The organism is Spirosoma foliorum, from assembly GCF_014117325.1.
GTDB lineage: Bacteria > Bacteroidota > Bacteroidia > Cytophagales > Spirosomataceae > Spirosoma > Spirosoma foliorum.
The window spans coordinates 3,899,257-3,914,415 of the sequence record NZ_CP059732.1 but is presented as its reverse complement, the minus strand read 5'-3'; the positions used below and the strand labels follow the sequence as shown (position 1 = coordinate 3,914,415).

At 47.5% G+C, this 15,159-nt stretch carries 22 protein-coding genes; 3 read left to right on the top strand and 19 right to left on the bottom strand.

What is annotated here, in order from left to right:
* Nucleotides 1-87: 87 nt before the first annotated feature.
* From H3H32_RS16700 to H3H32_RS16680, 5 genes are all read right to left on the bottom strand, one after another.
* Nucleotides 88-648, bottom strand: coding sequence for a Uma2 family endonuclease (locus tag H3H32_RS16700; protein ID WP_182463778.1), 561 nt, complete (start codon nt 646-648; stop codon nt 88-90).
* 73 nt (nt 649-721) lie between these two features.
* Nucleotides 722-1,753: a type IX secretion system protein PorQ gene (porQ, locus tag H3H32_RS16695; RefSeq protein WP_182463777.1), complete on the bottom strand. Its 1,032-nt coding sequence runs from the start codon at nt 1,751-1,753 to the stop codon at nt 722-724.
* A 95-nt stretch (nt 1,754-1,848) separates the two neighbouring features.
* On the bottom strand, nt 1,849-2,553 hold the full coding sequence (locus tag H3H32_RS16690) for a DUF3575 domain-containing protein (protein ID WP_182463776.1): 705 nt from the start codon (nt 2,551-2,553) through the stop codon (nt 1,849-1,851).
* Entirely contained in the window at nt 2,550-3,299 is a 750-nt protein-coding gene (locus H3H32_RS16685; protein WP_182463775.1) for an LVIVD repeat-containing protein, read from the bottom strand. Before H3H32_RS16685 ends, H3H32_RS16690 begins: the two co-directional genes overlap by 4 nt.
* Before the next feature lie 93 nt (nt 3,300-3,392).
* The gene (locus H3H32_RS16680) at nt 3,393-3,929 is read right to left on the bottom strand and encodes an LVIVD repeat-containing protein (RefSeq protein ID WP_182463774.1); all 537 of its coding nucleotides are present in this window, start codon (nt 3,927-3,929) and stop codon (nt 3,393-3,395) included.
* Between the two features lie 106 nt (nt 3,930-4,035).
* Here H3H32_RS16680 and H3H32_RS16675 point away from each other — a divergent pair, with 106 nt between their 5' ends.
* Together H3H32_RS16675 and H3H32_RS16670 are read left to right on the top strand one after the other, a co-directional pair.
* Nucleotides 4,036-5,622, top strand: a complete 1,587-nt coding sequence (locus tag H3H32_RS16675; RefSeq protein ID WP_182463773.1) for an acyl-CoA carboxylase subunit beta — start codon at nt 4,036-4,038, stop codon at nt 5,620-5,622.
* A 31-nt stretch (nt 5,623-5,653) separates the two neighbouring features.
* The gene (locus H3H32_RS16670; protein ID WP_182463772.1) at nt 5,654-7,984 is read left to right on the top strand and encodes a S9 family peptidase; all 2,331 of its coding nucleotides are present in this window, start codon (nt 5,654-5,656) and stop codon (nt 7,982-7,984) included.
* 213 nt (nt 7,985-8,197) lie between these two features.
* Here H3H32_RS16670 and H3H32_RS16665 read toward each other — a convergent pair whose 3' ends face one another.
* Together H3H32_RS16665 and H3H32_RS16660 are read right to left on the bottom strand one after the other, a co-directional pair.
* On the bottom strand, nt 8,198-9,397 hold the full coding sequence (locus H3H32_RS16665) for an aspartate aminotransferase family protein (protein ID WP_182463771.1): 1,200 nt from the start codon (nt 9,395-9,397) through the stop codon (nt 8,198-8,200).
* A 176-nt stretch (nt 9,398-9,573) separates the two neighbouring features.
* Nucleotides 9,574-9,945 carry a hypothetical protein gene (locus H3H32_RS16660; protein WP_182463770.1) on the bottom strand — a complete coding sequence of 124 codons (372 nt, stop codon included), beginning with the start codon at nt 9,943-9,945 and terminating at the stop codon, nt 9,574-9,576.
* Between the two features lie 121 nt (nt 9,946-10,066).
* On the opposite strand from H3H32_RS16660, the gene H3H32_RS16655 reads away from it, so the two are divergent.
* Entirely contained in the window at nt 10,067-10,366 is a 300-nt protein-coding gene (locus H3H32_RS16655; RefSeq protein WP_182463769.1) for a hypothetical protein, read from the top strand.
* A 63-nt stretch (nt 10,367-10,429) separates the two neighbouring features.
* Here the strand turns inward: H3H32_RS16655 and H3H32_RS16650 are convergent, their stop codons facing one another.
* From H3H32_RS16650 to H3H32_RS16595, 12 genes are all read right to left on the bottom strand, one after another.
* Nucleotides 10,430-10,696, bottom strand: coding sequence for a hypothetical protein (locus H3H32_RS16650; RefSeq protein ID WP_182463768.1), 267 nt, complete (start codon nt 10,694-10,696; stop codon nt 10,430-10,432).
* A 16-nt stretch (nt 10,697-10,712) separates the two neighbouring features.
* On the bottom strand, nt 10,713-10,895 hold the full coding sequence (locus tag H3H32_RS16645) for a hypothetical protein (protein WP_182463767.1): 183 nt from the start codon (nt 10,893-10,895) through the stop codon (nt 10,713-10,715).
* Nucleotides 10,896-10,969: 74 nt separating this feature from the next.
* The gene (locus H3H32_RS16640; protein WP_182463766.1) at nt 10,970-11,272 is read right to left on the bottom strand and encodes a hypothetical protein; all 303 of its coding nucleotides are present in this window, start codon (nt 11,270-11,272) and stop codon (nt 10,970-10,972) included.
* Between the two features lie 8 nt (nt 11,273-11,280).
* Nucleotides 11,281-12,072, bottom strand: a complete 792-nt coding sequence (locus H3H32_RS16635) for a hypothetical protein (protein WP_182463765.1) — start codon at nt 12,070-12,072, stop codon at nt 11,281-11,283.
* A gap of 83 nt (nt 12,073-12,155) precedes the next feature.
* Entirely contained in the window at nt 12,156-12,674 is a 519-nt protein-coding gene (locus H3H32_RS16630; RefSeq protein ID WP_182463764.1) for a hypothetical protein, read from the bottom strand.
* A complete protein-coding gene (locus H3H32_RS16625) occupies nt 12,671-13,012 on the bottom strand; it encodes a hypothetical protein (RefSeq protein WP_182463763.1) in 342 nt (113 codons plus the stop codon). The genes H3H32_RS16630 and H3H32_RS16625 overlap by 4 nt, the downstream gene beginning before the upstream one ends.
* Entirely contained in the window at nt 12,999-13,433 is a 435-nt protein-coding gene (locus H3H32_RS16620) for a YopX family phage-derived protein (protein WP_182463762.1), read from the bottom strand. The genes H3H32_RS16625 and H3H32_RS16620 overlap by 14 nt, the downstream gene beginning before the upstream one ends.
* On the bottom strand, nt 13,414-13,623 hold the full coding sequence (locus H3H32_RS16615) for a hypothetical protein (protein WP_182463761.1): 210 nt from the start codon (nt 13,621-13,623) through the stop codon (nt 13,414-13,416). The genes H3H32_RS16620 and H3H32_RS16615 overlap by 20 nt, the downstream gene beginning before the upstream one ends.
* Nucleotides 13,624-13,625: 2 nt before the next feature.
* Nucleotides 13,626-13,853 (bottom strand): hypothetical protein, encoded by a 228-nt coding sequence (locus H3H32_RS16610; RefSeq protein WP_182463760.1) that lies wholly within the window; start codon nt 13,851-13,853, stop codon nt 13,626-13,628.
* Nucleotides 13,850-14,383: a hypothetical protein gene (locus H3H32_RS16605; protein ID WP_182463759.1), complete on the bottom strand. Its 534-nt coding sequence runs from the start codon at nt 14,381-14,383 to the stop codon at nt 13,850-13,852. Before H3H32_RS16605 ends, H3H32_RS16610 begins: the two co-directional genes overlap by 4 nt.
* Nucleotides 14,380-14,880, bottom strand: a complete 501-nt coding sequence (locus tag H3H32_RS16600) for a Rad52/Rad22 family DNA repair protein (protein WP_182463758.1) — start codon at nt 14,878-14,880, stop codon at nt 14,380-14,382. Before H3H32_RS16600 ends, H3H32_RS16605 begins: the two co-directional genes overlap by 4 nt.
* Before the next feature lie 14 nt (nt 14,881-14,894).
* Entirely contained in the window at nt 14,895-15,101 is a 207-nt protein-coding gene (locus tag H3H32_RS16595; RefSeq protein ID WP_182463757.1) for a hypothetical protein, read from the bottom strand.
* Between the last annotated feature and the right edge of the window lie 58 nt (nt 15,102-15,159).

Here is a 15,159-nt window from a genome sequence, read left to right as displayed (position 1 = left end):
TGAAATAGAACGCAGATTTTTATGATAACTATGATGGCAATAGTTTTGAGAAATCTTAATAATCATAAAGATCTGCGTTCTATTTCATCAGAAAACGCCTTCATATACATCACCAACTTGCATTGTAATACTAAGTGCGCGGATGTCAAAGGAATCTGTTAGGCTTGTATAAAATGCGTACTCCCACTTGCTCCCTGTGCGTTGGTAAACTTCAACCAGCGGCTCGGCTTGAGAAACAATCAGATAGCACTCAATAGATGACAGGGCGATGTATTCGTGGAATTTCTCGTCGTGATCGACGCCCGAGGAGTTTTCCGAAGTCACTTCAACGGTTACTACAGCACGATGAACGATGTGCGTATCGTCAACATCATCCGTCGGAACAACCATAATATCCGGGTAACGATACTTTCGGCCAGGAACAGTACGGAGTTTAACGTCGTGGTTATATACCTTGAAAGGCTTTCCCTTCAATGCTACTCGTAAGGTTAGATAAATATTACCTCCGATTTCATTTGCTTTCTTTGACTCGCCGGGCATCTCAATTAGAATTCCATCTACAAACTCGTGCTTTACCTCTGAATTCGCTTCGAATTCGAGGTATTCATCAACTGTGTAGATGCGCTTTTGAATTTCTTCCGCTATCATATTGAGTTGCTTTTGGTTGACTAAAAGTAGCTAGTATTTGTGTGAGATCAAATCGGTGATAAGATTTATTTGGTTACTTAAGCCACCTATCCAAATCAATTCGCAATGACAACTGACTGGTTCCGGCAGTGGGTACCGATGTGAATCGGGCGTAGGTTAATTGGAAGCCTTTTGCCTGTACTGATGCTCCGAAAGAAATACCTGCGCCCACTCCGCCGGTTGTCAGCTTGCCTTCCTGGTGTTTCTGGTGATTGTAGCCTACTAACAGATTGACGTTTCGGTGAACTAATAGTTCGACACCCACATTGAGATGCCGGGCTATTTTCTCGGTTACACTGGTTGTTTGCGGAATAGGATTGCCACTCAAGTCATAACGAACATTCAGGTTTGGGTCGTTATAGCTGATATCGAAACGCTGAAGATGATGCGCTGTCAAGGTTAGCCGAATAGGAGCGTGCTCAGGTTTGAGCGTTACACCTGCCTGTAAATCAAACGGTAGATCGGCATCGAGAGAACCGTAATTTTTGATCAGATACCCCACATTCTTAGCGACTAGTCCGAAAGTGAGATCCTTTTTGGGATGTCGCCAAACCCCGCCCAAATCGGCCAGAATACCAAAGGCTGAATACATTTCAATGCTGGAACCAACCGCTTTAATGGTTGCCCCCAATGTGAAGTTACCTTCGGTACGAGCGTGGGTGATACTTAGGGCGTAATCATTGGCCGAGAAGGTGCCCATGGTATTGCCTGCCGGGTCGGTCATGGTAAACTGACCATAGCTTAAATACTGCAACCCAGCTGCCCACTTTCCCTGCGACTTTATGGGTAAACCATAGTGTAAGGTGTAATATTTGGCCGCTGCCAGATACGGCATCAGGCTAATAGCCAGTTGGTTATCCTTGACCGAATCGGCTAAAGCAGGATTGTTGAGGTGATATGAGCCATCGGGACTTGTGGCTGTAGCGATTTGCCCGCCCAATGCAGCTACCCGAGCATGAGTAGGCAGGTCGAGAAATGAAAAAATACGCTGTCCACTCAACGGTTGAGCGACTGTTAGAATGGGCCAAAGCAAGGCCAGAAACAACGAAATGAAACAGGCTTTCAAGCGGACGTCAGGCGCAGTTTTTTACAAAGAAAGCCATTTTTTAACCCAGCAACCGCATGTGTGTCAACATTCAGACGAAAAGACCATTAACTGACTCAAAACGAATACCCAAACTTGATACCGTATGAAATACTGAGCGTTGGGCGAATGGGTGTTGAAAAAGGATCAAGCAGAATGGTCCTGTACGAATCATAAAAAGAAAGGCCGTCTGGAACGTGAGAGCGGTCGAGATCGTACCAACGAATGCCAAGTCCACCATAAAAATCGCCCAGAAATCGATTGTTGCGGGAAAGTGGAAACTGACGGCCAAACTTGAGGTGACCAGCCCAAACTCGTTTGCTGATAGGTGCCGAATACATCTGGTAATATTGGCAAGGTCCAGTGTCGCAGCCTTTGCCAACAGTGCCATTTTCGAAGGCATTTGTTTGCTTAAAAAGCCCTTCCAGAGCGATATATGATCCAACAGGGCCGCCCCGCCAGTAATACCGCCACTCGGCCCGCCCTCGCCAGATTTTCATGTCTGTATAGCGAGATCGTTGAGAAACATCCCAGAGATTCATGCCTTGCCAACCATAGCCAAATTCAGCCTGTATAGATTGGTGTTGACCCACAAGTCGCTCGACGCCAAACTGAATAGTATTGCTGGGGTCGATTAAGCTGGTTGGGGCAAACTTAACCACCCAACGCTGACTCTGTTCGGCATAAAATGGATGTAAGGGCAGCGGTTTTTCTGACTGAGCTAAGGCCGACGTAACGCCTATCGCCAGAAAAACCAGTAAGTCTATTATACAATTTCTCATGGCTGAACGGGGATCGTGCTGAGTAGCTTCAGCTGTTTGAGGTTAGCGTAGCTGTACTCATAAATCCCCTTCGGCCCCGTTACAATCAGTATTTTTTTTGAGGGAATGACGTCGTATGTTTTCGTGTCGTAGAAATACTCCAGTTCCTTAACGTTGGTCGGGTCACTGATGTCCATTAGCCGCAAACCATAATCGCCCTCACCAACGAACAATAAAGTACTATCGACACCGAGGCCACGAGGGTTTGTCATCGGATAGCTCTGTAGCAATCTCGGATTAGATAAATTACTAATGTCAATGACGTCCAGCGTATTAGCTATTATTGATTGGTTTCGGCAGTTGGTGCCACTTCGTAGCGTTACATAAGCATACTTACCCTGAACGACCACCGGGTCGCAGCTTAACACGTGGTTGTAGATACCGACCAATTTTGGGGCATTCGGTTGATTGATGTCATAGATATACATGCCCGTCTGAGTGCCAATAAACAGGTTGTTCTGGTAAGGAAATATCGTTTCAACACCGATGCCAAGATTCGTTTTGCTTCCTTTCTTGGGGTCGCTGCTGTTCGAAATATCGTAAGCCTGTAGGTCTGTATTATTGACCATGTAGAGCGTATTGCCGCTGACCGTAAACCGGGCCGTTGAGCCACCTGTTCCTGCTCCCGGCGTGGGGCCAACACTACTGCTATTCGAGCAGGAGGTCAGGATCACTAAAGTAATAAGCGCGTAGAGAAATAATTTCATGGGGATCATCAGGTAAGGGACCGCAGATTTTTTAGGATGATTTTAATGCTCATCGTAAGCTTAAACATCAGCGAGTTATTGTCAGGAGACGTTTTACCGATAGCATTGTGGATTCTCAACCGTAGCCTTTTCCCAACGGACAACCGCGCCTTTATTCGGGTCAGCACATTCGAAGCGGACATTTGTTGCGATGGGGTAAGCCGCGTATGCGAATGCATTTTCGATACGTTTGACAACTCGGACGTTTAGTGGATTGGCAATATTGAGAGCCACCAGATCCGTTACATTGTCGGCATAAAGGATGCTGTCTTTAATGGCTAACTCCTGATTGCCGATAATGGAGATAAAGGCCAGTTGTACAGGCTTTTCCGGGTCTTGATTATCCAGAATATGAATGCCGGCACCTATGTCGTTGATAAACAGGTAATTGTCTTTGAGGTAAATCTTTCCGACATTTTTGAGCGGTTGAGGAGGCAACGTCTGTATCGTTCGAATATCGGCGTAGGAGGCATAGATTGGGCGATAGGTATCGCTCGTAGCGGATGGGGGCGGAGGTGTATAAGGGTGCCCGCATCCATCGAGCAGGAGGCAGCAAGCGAGTAAGAAGAAGGCGTGAGAAAGTCGATTCATGGTGCAAATGTGTTTGGTGGCTTTAGGATACAAAATCAATCCAGGCCGTTGTAATTCGTAAGAAAAATTAACTTTGTCTATACTTGATTTCACGAAGCCAAATTATATGCAACCGGAAGCTCATCCAGAGGCCAGTCAGGCCAATTCCCTGCGATTGTCTAAAACCGAAATTCTATCTGCTAAAAATGCCGAAGCCGAATTGGGTGGTGGGCAGAAACGGATTGATGCTCAGCACAAAAAGGGGAAATTGACCGCTCGCGAACGAATCGCGCTTCTGGTAGACGAAGGGTCATTTGAGGAAATTGGAAAGTTTGTCATGCACCGCACCCGCGACTTCGGCATGGACAAAGAGCATTACCTCGGTGATGGCGTTGTGACCGGTTATGGTACGGTTGATGGGCGACTTGTTTATGTATTTGCTCAGGACTTTACCGTTTTCGGTGGAGCCTTATCAGAAACCCACGCCGAAAAGATATGCAAATTGATGGATCTGGCGATGCAAAACGGCGCGCCGATAATCGGTCTGAACGATTCGGGTGGTGCCCGGATTCAGGAAGGAGTTTTGTCGCTGGCCGGTTATGCCGATATTTTTTACCGCAATACACGGGCTTCCGGCGTGATTCCGCAATTATCGGCCATTATGGGGCCGTGCGCTGGGGGAGCCGTCTATAGCCCTGCCATTACCGACTTTATTTTCATGGTCGAGAATACGAGCTATATGTTTGTGACTGGACCTAACGTCGTGAAAACCGTTACACACGAGACGGTCACGGCCGAAGAATTAGGAGGAGCGAGTACACATAGCACTAAATCGGGAGTCACCCATTTCTCTTGTGCGAATGAACTAGCTTGTATTCAGTCGCTTAAGCAACTGCTTAGTTATATCCCCCAAAACTGTGAAGATGAACCGCCGATGCTGGCCTACGAGCCATCCGACGAAACTCGATCTGCGTTGAATACTCTGATTCCTGATAACCCAAACCAACCTTACGACATGCGCGAGGTAATCGACGAACTGGTGGACGCCGGTAGTTTCATGGAGGTTCACAAGAATTTTGCTGAGAACATTGTCGTCGGATTTGCGCGAATTGGTGGACGAAGCATTGGTATTGTGGGTAACCAACCGGCTGTTTTGGCAGGTGTACTGGATATCAATGCCAGTACGAAAGCGGCTCGTTTTGTGCGTTTCTGCGACTGCTTTAATGTTCCCTTGTTGGTTTTGGAAGATGTTCCGGGTTTCCTGCCCGGTACTGATCAGGAGTGGAATGGCATCATTAGCAACGGAGCTAAATTATTATTTGCCTTCTGCGAAGCGACCGTACCGCGCGTAACGGTCATCACCCGAAAAGCCTATGGTGGAGCCTACGATGTGATGAATTCCAAGCACATTGGTGCCGATATGAACTATGCGTGGCCATCGGCCGAAATTGCGGTAATGGGAGCGAGCGGAGCTGCCGAGATTATTTTCAAGCGCGAAATTGCCGAAGCCGAAGACCCACAAGCCAAGTTACAGGAGAAAGTACTGGACTATACCGAGAAATTCGCCAATCCGTACCGGGCTGCACATCGGGGCTACATCGATGAGGTGATCATGCCCGATCAGACTCGCCAGAAACTCATCCGGGCGTTTAAGATGCTGGAAAACAAAGTCGCTAGCATGCCCAAGAAAAAACACGGGAATATCCCGTTGTAACAGATTTGCCTTACGCATTCATCAATAACCTATGAAAATAACGTTACTAACCAGTAGCTTTCTTGCTCTTTCTCTAGCGACACAGGCACAGCAACGGCCTGCACTGACTGCCAGCCAGTATGAACAGGCCCAGCGATTTCTTGGGTCGAACGTTGAGTCGTTTGTTGATCATAGTAGTGTTCGCCCCAACTGGTTGCCGGGTGATCGATTCTGGTACCGCGATTTAAACGCCAAAGGCAGTGAATTTATCCTGGTAGACCCGGCGAAAGGAACCCGGTCAGCTGCGTTTGATCATCAAAAACTAGCCGATGCCCTGTCAAAAGCAACGGGTAAGACATACGAGGCCGCCAAACTGCCGTTTCAGCAGTTTAGTTATTCGCCGGATAATACGTCAATTATTATTCAGGCTGATGGTAAACAGTGGAAATATGAGCTTCAATCCGGTCAGTTGACGGCGGATGCGTCTGTGATTCCATCCATGCCCAGCGCCGAAGGCCGACGTGGCGGAGGAAATGAAGTACTGTCGCCCGACAGGAAACAAGCGGCTTATATCAAAGACTATAATTTATGGGTTCGTACGGTGCAAACCGGTGCCCAAAAGCAGTTGACTACCGATGGTATAAAGGATTTTGGGTATGCCACCGATAACGCTGGCTGGCGTTCGAGTGATCGGCCTGTATTAGCCTGGTCGCCGGATTCGAAGAAAATTGCCACGTTTAAGCAGGATCAGCGTACTGTAAGTGATATGTATCTGGTGACTACGAACGTGGGGAAGCCTACGTTAAAGCAATGGAAATATCCGTTACCGGGCGATAAAGACATCGCTACCATTCAGCGTGTCATTATCAATGTCGATGAGCCGAAGGTGATTTCGTTGCAGATTCCCGCTGATCCTCACCGGGCTACATTAAGCGATGATATATCCAGTAGTGGAACGTTCGACGATGTAAACTGGACTGCCGACGGTGCAAAGCTGGCATTTGTATCGACCTCACGCGATCATAAACAGGAAAAGGTTCGGCTGGCTGATGCCGTTACAGGAGCTGTACGTGAACTATTCGAAGAAACAGTTCCCACGCAATATGAATCGGGCTGGGGATCTATTAACTGGCGCTACCTGGATAAAACCAACGAATTTATCTGGTTTTCGGAGCGAGATAATTGGGGACATCTCTATTTGTATGATGCCGCCACCGGAAAGCTGAAAAACCAGATTACCAAAGGAGACTGGTTGGTTACGAAGTTGGTAAAGGTTGATGAAGCAAAACGAATGGTGTACTTCATGGCCAATGGTCGGCAGGCAGCTAATCCCTATTTTAGTCAGTTCTGTCAGATTGGATTTGATGGTAAACACTTCGCTGTGCTTACACCCGAAGAAGAGAATCATCAGGTAACACTTTCGCCATCAGGTACTTATTTTATCGATAGTTATTCTAAACCCAATACTCCCGCAGTCACGGTTGTACGGGCGTTGGATGGAAAGATGAGCGTCGGCCTTGAGAAAACGGACATTTCACGGCTGACAGCTACTGGCTGGAAACCTCCGATGCCAGTTACAGTAAAGGCCCACGATGGTAAAACCGATCTATATGGATTGCTGTACATGCCGACACACCTTGATGCCAGCAAGAAATATCCGATAATCGATTACATTTATCCCGGCCCACAGGGCGGAAGTGTAGGCAGCTGGTCATTTTCGGCTGCCAGAGGTGATAATCAGGCATTGGCTGAACTTGGGTTTATTGTCTTTCAACTCGAAGGAACCAGCAATCCCTTACGCTCCAAAAGTTTCCATGATATGAGCTATGGAAATATGGCCGACAATACATTAACCGATCAGATAACCGGCATCCGGCAACTGGCGCAAACCTACGCCTATATCGACACCACACGCGTGGGTATCTGGGGGCACTCAGGGGGAGGATTTGCCACCGCTACAGCCATGTTTCGGTACCCTGATTTCTTTAAAGTTGGTATTTCAGAATCGGGTAACCACGACAACCGCAACTACGAGGACGACTGGGGCGAACGGTATAATGGTTTAACGTCTGCCTCTGACTACGCTGCGCAGGCTAATCAGGTGTATGCTAAAAATCTGAAAGGTAAACTAATGCTGGCGCATGGGATGATGGACGACAATGTACCACCTTACAATACCTTGCTCGTTGTTGAAGCCCTTGAAAAAGCGAACAAAGACTATGACCTGATTGTGTTTCCCAATAGTGCCCACGGATATGGCAGCTATTCGCCTTACATGACCCGTCGGCGTTGGGATTACTTTGTGAAAAACCTGTTAGGAGCTGAGCCGCCGAAAGAGTATCTGCTAGAAATAAAGCCTGACCAACGTAATAGTGGTAGGTAATTGACTGATTAATGAACTGTAACCCCGTGAAACCATATGGCAACACCTACACCAGAAAAACCGGGCAGCTTATTGAGAACTGTATTGATCGGACTGCTGATTATTTTCAGTCTGGCTCTCGTAGTCGGCACGTTGACGGTTATATTTCCTTAAGAGTAATTGATGACAGTCAGTTATGCCATATCTTCTAAGGTATGGCATAACTGACTGTCCTTAAATTGAATCCAGAATAATGGCGCAGGCTTCCCGAATCTGATCTTCTGTAATGATTAAGGGCGGTGCAATCCGCATCGAATTGTTGCAGAACAGAAACCAATCGGTGATGACGCCCGGCCCGGAAGGCCCTTTTTCAATAGCCCGGTCGATGACAGGCTTCAGTACGTCGAACGAGTCAAATTCAATGGCGAGCATTAACCCTTTTCCCCGTATTTGCCGAATAGCCGAGTGCTGTAATAACTGCCGAAATAATTGACCTTTAGCTTCGGCCTGTTCATGCAATTTCTGCTCCTGAATCACTTGAAGGGTGGCCAGTGAAGCAGCCGCCGAAACTGGATGCCCGCCAAACGTAGTGATGTGTCCTAGAATTGGGTTGTTTTTGAAGACACTCATCTTCTCTGCCGAGCTTATAAATGCCCCAATGGGCATGCCTCCCCCCATCCCTTTAGCGCATAGTAAAATATCGGGTATGGTATTTACCCCTTCAAAGGCCCAGAACGTTCCGGTCCTACCAAAGCCCGTCTGAATTTCGTCGAAAATCAGTAACGCACCTACTTCGGTGCAGCGTTGTCGGAGAGTTTGGAAATAAGTCGCGTCGGCTAAGCGAACGCCGGCCTCACCAGCCACGACTTCTATAATAACAGCCGCTGTTCGCGACGTGATTTTCTCAATATCGTCCAGATTTCCATGTTGAATATGCCGGACATCGGGGAGGAGCGGACGGTAATTTTGTTTGAAATTTTCATCGCCCGAGAGCGAAAGGGAACCTTGTGTAGAGCCGTGATACGCGTTGAAGCAACTGATAAATTCGGAGCGCCCCGTGTAGCGTTTCGCCAATTTCATCGCCCCCTCAACAGCCTCTGTACCTGAGTTGGTGAAATAGACATTATCTAAGCCAGCGGGCAGGGTTTGGGCCAGCGCATGAGCCAGTTGAGTCTGAGGAGTCTGAATGTATTCGCCATAAACCATCAGGTGCAGGTATTTATCCAACTGGTTCTGAATGGCTTCTAGTACCTTTGGATGCCGATGGCCAACATTGCTTACGCCAATGCCCGAAATCAGATCCATGTATGGTTTTTGGTCGCCCTGCCGGAAAAGATAAATGCCTTCGGCTCGGTCAATTTCCAACCCTAAGGGGAAATCGGAGGTCTGGGCTATATGCTGGAAAAATAATTGTCGGTGTGTAACCGTTGGCATAATAAATCTATCAATAGTACTTCTCCGATCCTAACACCGTCAACCAGTATGTCAGTATGACGGTGTTAGGATTTGAGAAACAGTTAGTTAATGCTTGCATTCCGGAATGCAGTAAAACAATGGTCAAACCAATTGATCTATTACTGTCCAAAATCACCCCAAAGGTAGGCCTTTTGTTATTGCGGCAAGTCAGGATAGAGCCATTGTCCAATTTCATTCGGATTGATCTCCGCCAGTAATGGAAATACTTCCGATCTGACCAGGTAGACCAGCTGGCGTAAGACTTTACCTGGAAAGCCATCATAATCTACATAACCTACAAACGGGATCATCGCCACCGTGTACTCGACCGGCTCAGATAAGGCAGGCATAGCAATACTATGCTTCGTACCATAATAGTAGTGTTCAGAGAAAAGCGCTTTCATGTCCATCCAAATCGCTTCTCCCAGCGGCTCGGCATGCGAACGGTTGACATCCGTGTAAACCATAAACTGGACGTAACCGGCCAGCTTTCCCATTTCTTCAACATCATCCTGAATAAAATTCATAACATAATTGATTTGTGTTATATATATTTGATTTGAAATATAAAAGTAAAGAAAATAGGATAGCTAATGTGCCATATCAGTAAATAATGGCTAAAATTGGTTGGCCTTTTTGGTGAATTTTATGAGTGAAAAAGAGTTTGCTGTAGCGGTACTGGCCGTTAACTCATTGCCATTTGTGGACACGGTGAATGTCCCCGCAAATGTTGGTATAGCTTTCGTCGAATTATCGCCCCGACTAACCGAAGTGTTACCGCCGGCGCGGAGTGTTCTGCAAATCAACAGGGATGATTTCTCAGTTGAGGAGGTAATTCGGCTCTACAATGTTTATGTCGTCGAACATCTGAATGAAGTAGCGGGCTTAGCTCATCAATTGCTGAGGGAGGCCCAATACCAGCAACGAAAAAAACGCCAGCCCCAATGAGGCCGGCGTTTCCGCTTCTATCCACACCTATCATGACCCAAAGGCACATGAAGATCTTCAAAACTAATTGTTTGTTGTCGGAAAGACGGCGATTACCAATGCCTTTCTTAGAATACTAGCCTTTTTATTATCCAGTAGGAATTCATATTCAATTTGACCATTGGCAAGTATCGTTCTGGACCCTTGCATCATCTCAATTTCCATGAATTGAAATACTTCACCCTTAAATGTCTTTTCCGCTTCTGGATTAAGGGTAATGGTTGTTTTGTGTGGACCAACTGGCTGCCTGTTATGGTCAAGCTCGCAGGTCATATTTATCAGATTTATCATGGCTGCTTAAGTGAGTTCAATCAAAAATGGCTTTATATAATGCGATGACCAGACCGACCGCGAAACCTAGCAAACCCAGTACCGTCCATTTGCCCTGAAGTGTAGCGGGTCGAAATTGAAAGCAGATCAGCAGGATGCCGATGCAGAAAATGATGGTAAAAACAGGGTGCGCTTTGATGATTGAGTAGTTGTGAAACATTGAGTTGAAGTTGTATCAGGTTTCGAAATGCGTACAAAACCTAGCGTAATCGTACATTTTTTCTCTGTACAGGGTTAGCCTTCGGCATAATCCCCACTTTTAAGCATTTCGGCGTAGGTATCCTTGGCCTCCTTTACGTCGTTAAACTTTCTGAGGTATCGCCAGCCCGTTGCACCGTCGCCTTTAGTCTGTATTTTGATAATAGACTCTCCACCACCATAACTGATCTGAAGCCGTATTAATGATTGATTCTTTGCCGCTGCAGCCTCTAACTTATCTTGAACACGGGTGTAAGATTCGACAGGTTTATCAAAGGCTGGAACTAAGGGCCGGAAATCATAAAACAAATTGAGTTGATCAGGATCGTATGCTTTCATAAGTCATTCTAAAAGATTTCAGGAAACTCCTCGTAATTCTTCCAGGTCAATTGTCCAATCTTTTTACCTTCCCGGAGGGCGTTCCATGCTTTGATGGTAAGCGCCATCCGCTCAGCTGGAGTAAAATTGAACCGACCATCACGTGCCAGCTGCAGCTTCGTTCGAAGTAAAAAGACCGGATGTCCTTCGGTCAGGTTGAGGCCAGTACTGATCTGATTCAGAAAATCAGTAGCCTGTTTGGAGTCGACTCCGCTTAACAGGTGATGCAGGGCTGTCCACTCGCCAGGATTCAATAGTTTACAACGTTTTACCCAGGCATGGGCTTTAGTTGTTGATTCCTCCAGATCATATTTCCGGGCAAAGTCAAGAATTTCAGCATGGGTGATCACCTTCACTTTTCCGCCCATCGTTGGCAATGAGCCCCGCTCTTTGAGAATCAATAGTTTTATGGCAGCGGCCATGCAGGTAAAGTTTTTCATGCCCGACGTGGCTAGTACATCACTCGCCGATCGGGCACGGCCAGTGTCCAGTACTGAGAAAATCTCCTCCTCGCAATGGCGGGCTACGTAGACATGTTGGGCCGTTTCACTGAGCAGGATTGCCCGGAGCCGATGTTGTCCATCGAGGAGCCGACCGCTGGCGCTGATCTTGATGGGATCACCTGTCACCTGCCAATCGCCAGAACGCATTTGGTCCGCCAAAAACTTAACGTGGCGCTCTTTGCAGGGCCGGTTGTCGGTATTGCCATCGAGGATTTGCTGGGCCAGCTCGGGCGTGATGAGTTCAAGTTGAATTGTCATATTGTGCGGGGGGGGGGGGGGGGGTAATTCCTGACTTTTTCGAGACAACTCGGTCGGGATTTTTGAAAAAGGTGATTTCCATGCTATTGGGTTTTTTCCTGTTTACGTTTCTCAATCTCCTGATCAATAGCCTCCAGATGCAGATGCGCCCATGTCGGGTCCCAAGGGGTGACAGACCTCGCTGTTCGACTGGCCATCTCCTCCCGCCACTTGCCGAGCCAGTGGTCGGTCATTTTTACGTAACTCTGAGCGATGAGCGGGTAATCTGCCAAACTTTTTGGCGCACTCGATTCGGGTTGGTTAGCGTCCATTGGTACGGGAGAGAGTTTAAAGTTGTAGATCCACTGGTGTCGTTGCATGAGCCATTCCACTAGTTGCAACCAGGCTGAGGCTTCGTCAAGTGTGGCGTTCATGAGTTGCATAGCATCGATGATATACGGCCTTCGATTGGTAATCACCCCGTCCTGATCAGGCGGGTGCAGGAGCGTATAGAAGTTGCGGTTAGGCACCTTACCTGCCCACTGCCAGGATTGAACGTCCCAGTCAGTGGGCAGGTAGATGGTTGCACCAAGGGGCAGGGTGTCCAGCTCTTGGATCGTCATAGTGGTTCGAAGACTATGCGGAATCCCCAGTTCGCTGGCAGAAAGTCCTTAATTTCCGGATCAGCGGTAGACGAACCATTCCAGTAAATGCGGGGCACAAAAAACTGATTTCGGGATTCTTCGTCAGTCAGTCCGTGCGTTTTCAAAATGGCCGTTTTGCCCGTAACCGGATGGCGGAAAATGAATGTCCATCGGCCATCTGCACAAACGGGATCTGGGTCTATAAAGACCTCCTTCATGCCCTGATCGTGAATGCCATTCAGGAAAACCTGTGCGTTGATTCTGGCCTGTTCCAAAGTGCCACCTTCAACCTGGGAGCCGGGATTAATGAGTAGCATCAACAGGCAGGTTTAGCAGTTCAGGATTTTCATAGATATTGCCAACAACGACACAATAATGATCCATTGGGAAGGTGCCTTTCTCCGGACTTATAAGCTCGATAGTCCTAAAACCACCTTGATTGTCTTCGTAAACTACTTTATGCAAACAGCGTGTGCCGTCCGAAATAGCCCCGATATAAGAGCCAAAATCTAGTATGTCACCTTCGTAGATGTCCTGACCGTTTTTATCCCGGAGTCCAGTAAATTCTAAGGGCATCATAACATCACGCGGAATGATGGACGATAGGCGAGTATGAACTCCACTGACGTTTATAAATTGGCCTGTTGTCAGTAAGGTCAGTTGATCAGCGGCCATTTGTTCGGCGGAGAACATTTTGCCGACTTTGAAATGCCAGGCTCTAAATTTTATTTGTCTCATTTGGCTTTTGGATTGGCTGAAAGCAAGGTTGAGAATTGTACGACTCGACGAGTCGAACCCTATAGCCCGGATGACTCCGGGCTGTGATATTGGTTGCGGTTGTGTAAGCACTGGCGGCTTTGTCCTTCACTTCGACGCGGCCAGTGATCAGGTTGTCTTTTTCCCTGAACTGTTCGATGTAGTAGTGCATAGCTACATGGTGATGTTAGGATCGTAGCGGGGTGTTACTGCATAGGGAGTCAAACCCTGTGAATTGGTACTTTCACCGCATTTTTCACACTTCATATCCGGAATGACGTTTATGTAAAAATTGGCGTCGTCATAGCAGCTGTTGTCAGTCTGCTGGTGGCCACAGGCCTCGCATTCAAACGTAGCTGAGAAGTCCCGCCGAAGCCAGTTAAAGGTTTTAAGGATTTTCATCGTCTTATACTTCGAAATGCTAATTCACGATAGAGTTCAACTTGACACTCGGCGGTTAATTGCTGACGGGCTGGATGACAAACCACCTCACCGCTTTGGGCGTTTAAGATTCCAATCAACCTGTCGCCATTCATTAGTGTATGATTAGCTACTTTCTCGTTGGCCAGCATCACTAGGTCAGTTGGAACAACCAAATACATAAAATCGGTATACCCCAAGTAGTCGGCAATCTTGACATCAGCCAGCAAATCGGATTTGGTTACCTTAATTTCAAATCCAACCGTAAACAATTCATCTCCCCAAGCTCTGTAATGAGGCTTAACGACGGCTACTGCATCGAACCGTCGACGCTGCGGCTTAGGCCTATTAAAACGGGTCTTCTGATCGGTTGGAATACGAATCGTTACTTCTCGCTCTACGTTAAATTGGGCTTTGGTGGACATTTGGGCAGTAAATGGAAAAGCTGCCAATACGAGCGGATCAACCCACCAGCGGCCATTGAGCCAAGCCAATGCATCTTGTGCGGTCATTGCTTCGTAGCTGGTTTTGCGTGTTCAGGTTTCAGCACAACGACATCACGCACCGCCCCGCCAGCGTTGAGTTTCTCCACCATTTTATCAAGCAATGGGGTCGCCCAGTCGGGAATGTATTTGTCGGTGGTCTGAATCAGCACTTTTGGGAATTCGTACAGTCCCCGACCCAAACCAAACTGAACAGCGGCCCGTTTCATGGCATCACTGATGCCACCCTTCACCGGCTCGATACCGGTTCGGGACGCGCCGTCGGTCTTCCGGATCATTTCGCCACCGGGCAGAATGGCCGTGATCGTGCAGAGAAAACCGCCGTCGATTTCCTTGATTTCGTTCTGCCAGCCCGCCCAGCCAAACTGATCGTCGAAGCGTTGCATCACACAGCGATTGGTGATGTACGGCACCACAATGATCTTCTGACCATCCTTGGTTTGAGATTGCACCCTCCACTCAATTTCGTGAATGGTCAAAGGAGCACTTAATACGTTTAAGTCCATTAGGATTGTGAGGGCTATTTGTTGAGTTCTTCTATAAGGGCATCAGCCAAAGCCACTGCGCTTGATACAATTGATTTGGTCGTGTATTGATTGTTAACATCCTGGGCTATGATGCCGACCATTGCCTTAGCAGCAAAGTATTCGCGTATAGTCAAACCAAGTTGTGCCATACCTTCACCTAGGTCGAGCGGAAAGGCGTTTTGATCTCCGTTATTTTCCATATAAAAAGTTGAATTATGGCCCGACCAGACGGCCGGGCCGTTTTAGTTTATCACTTAT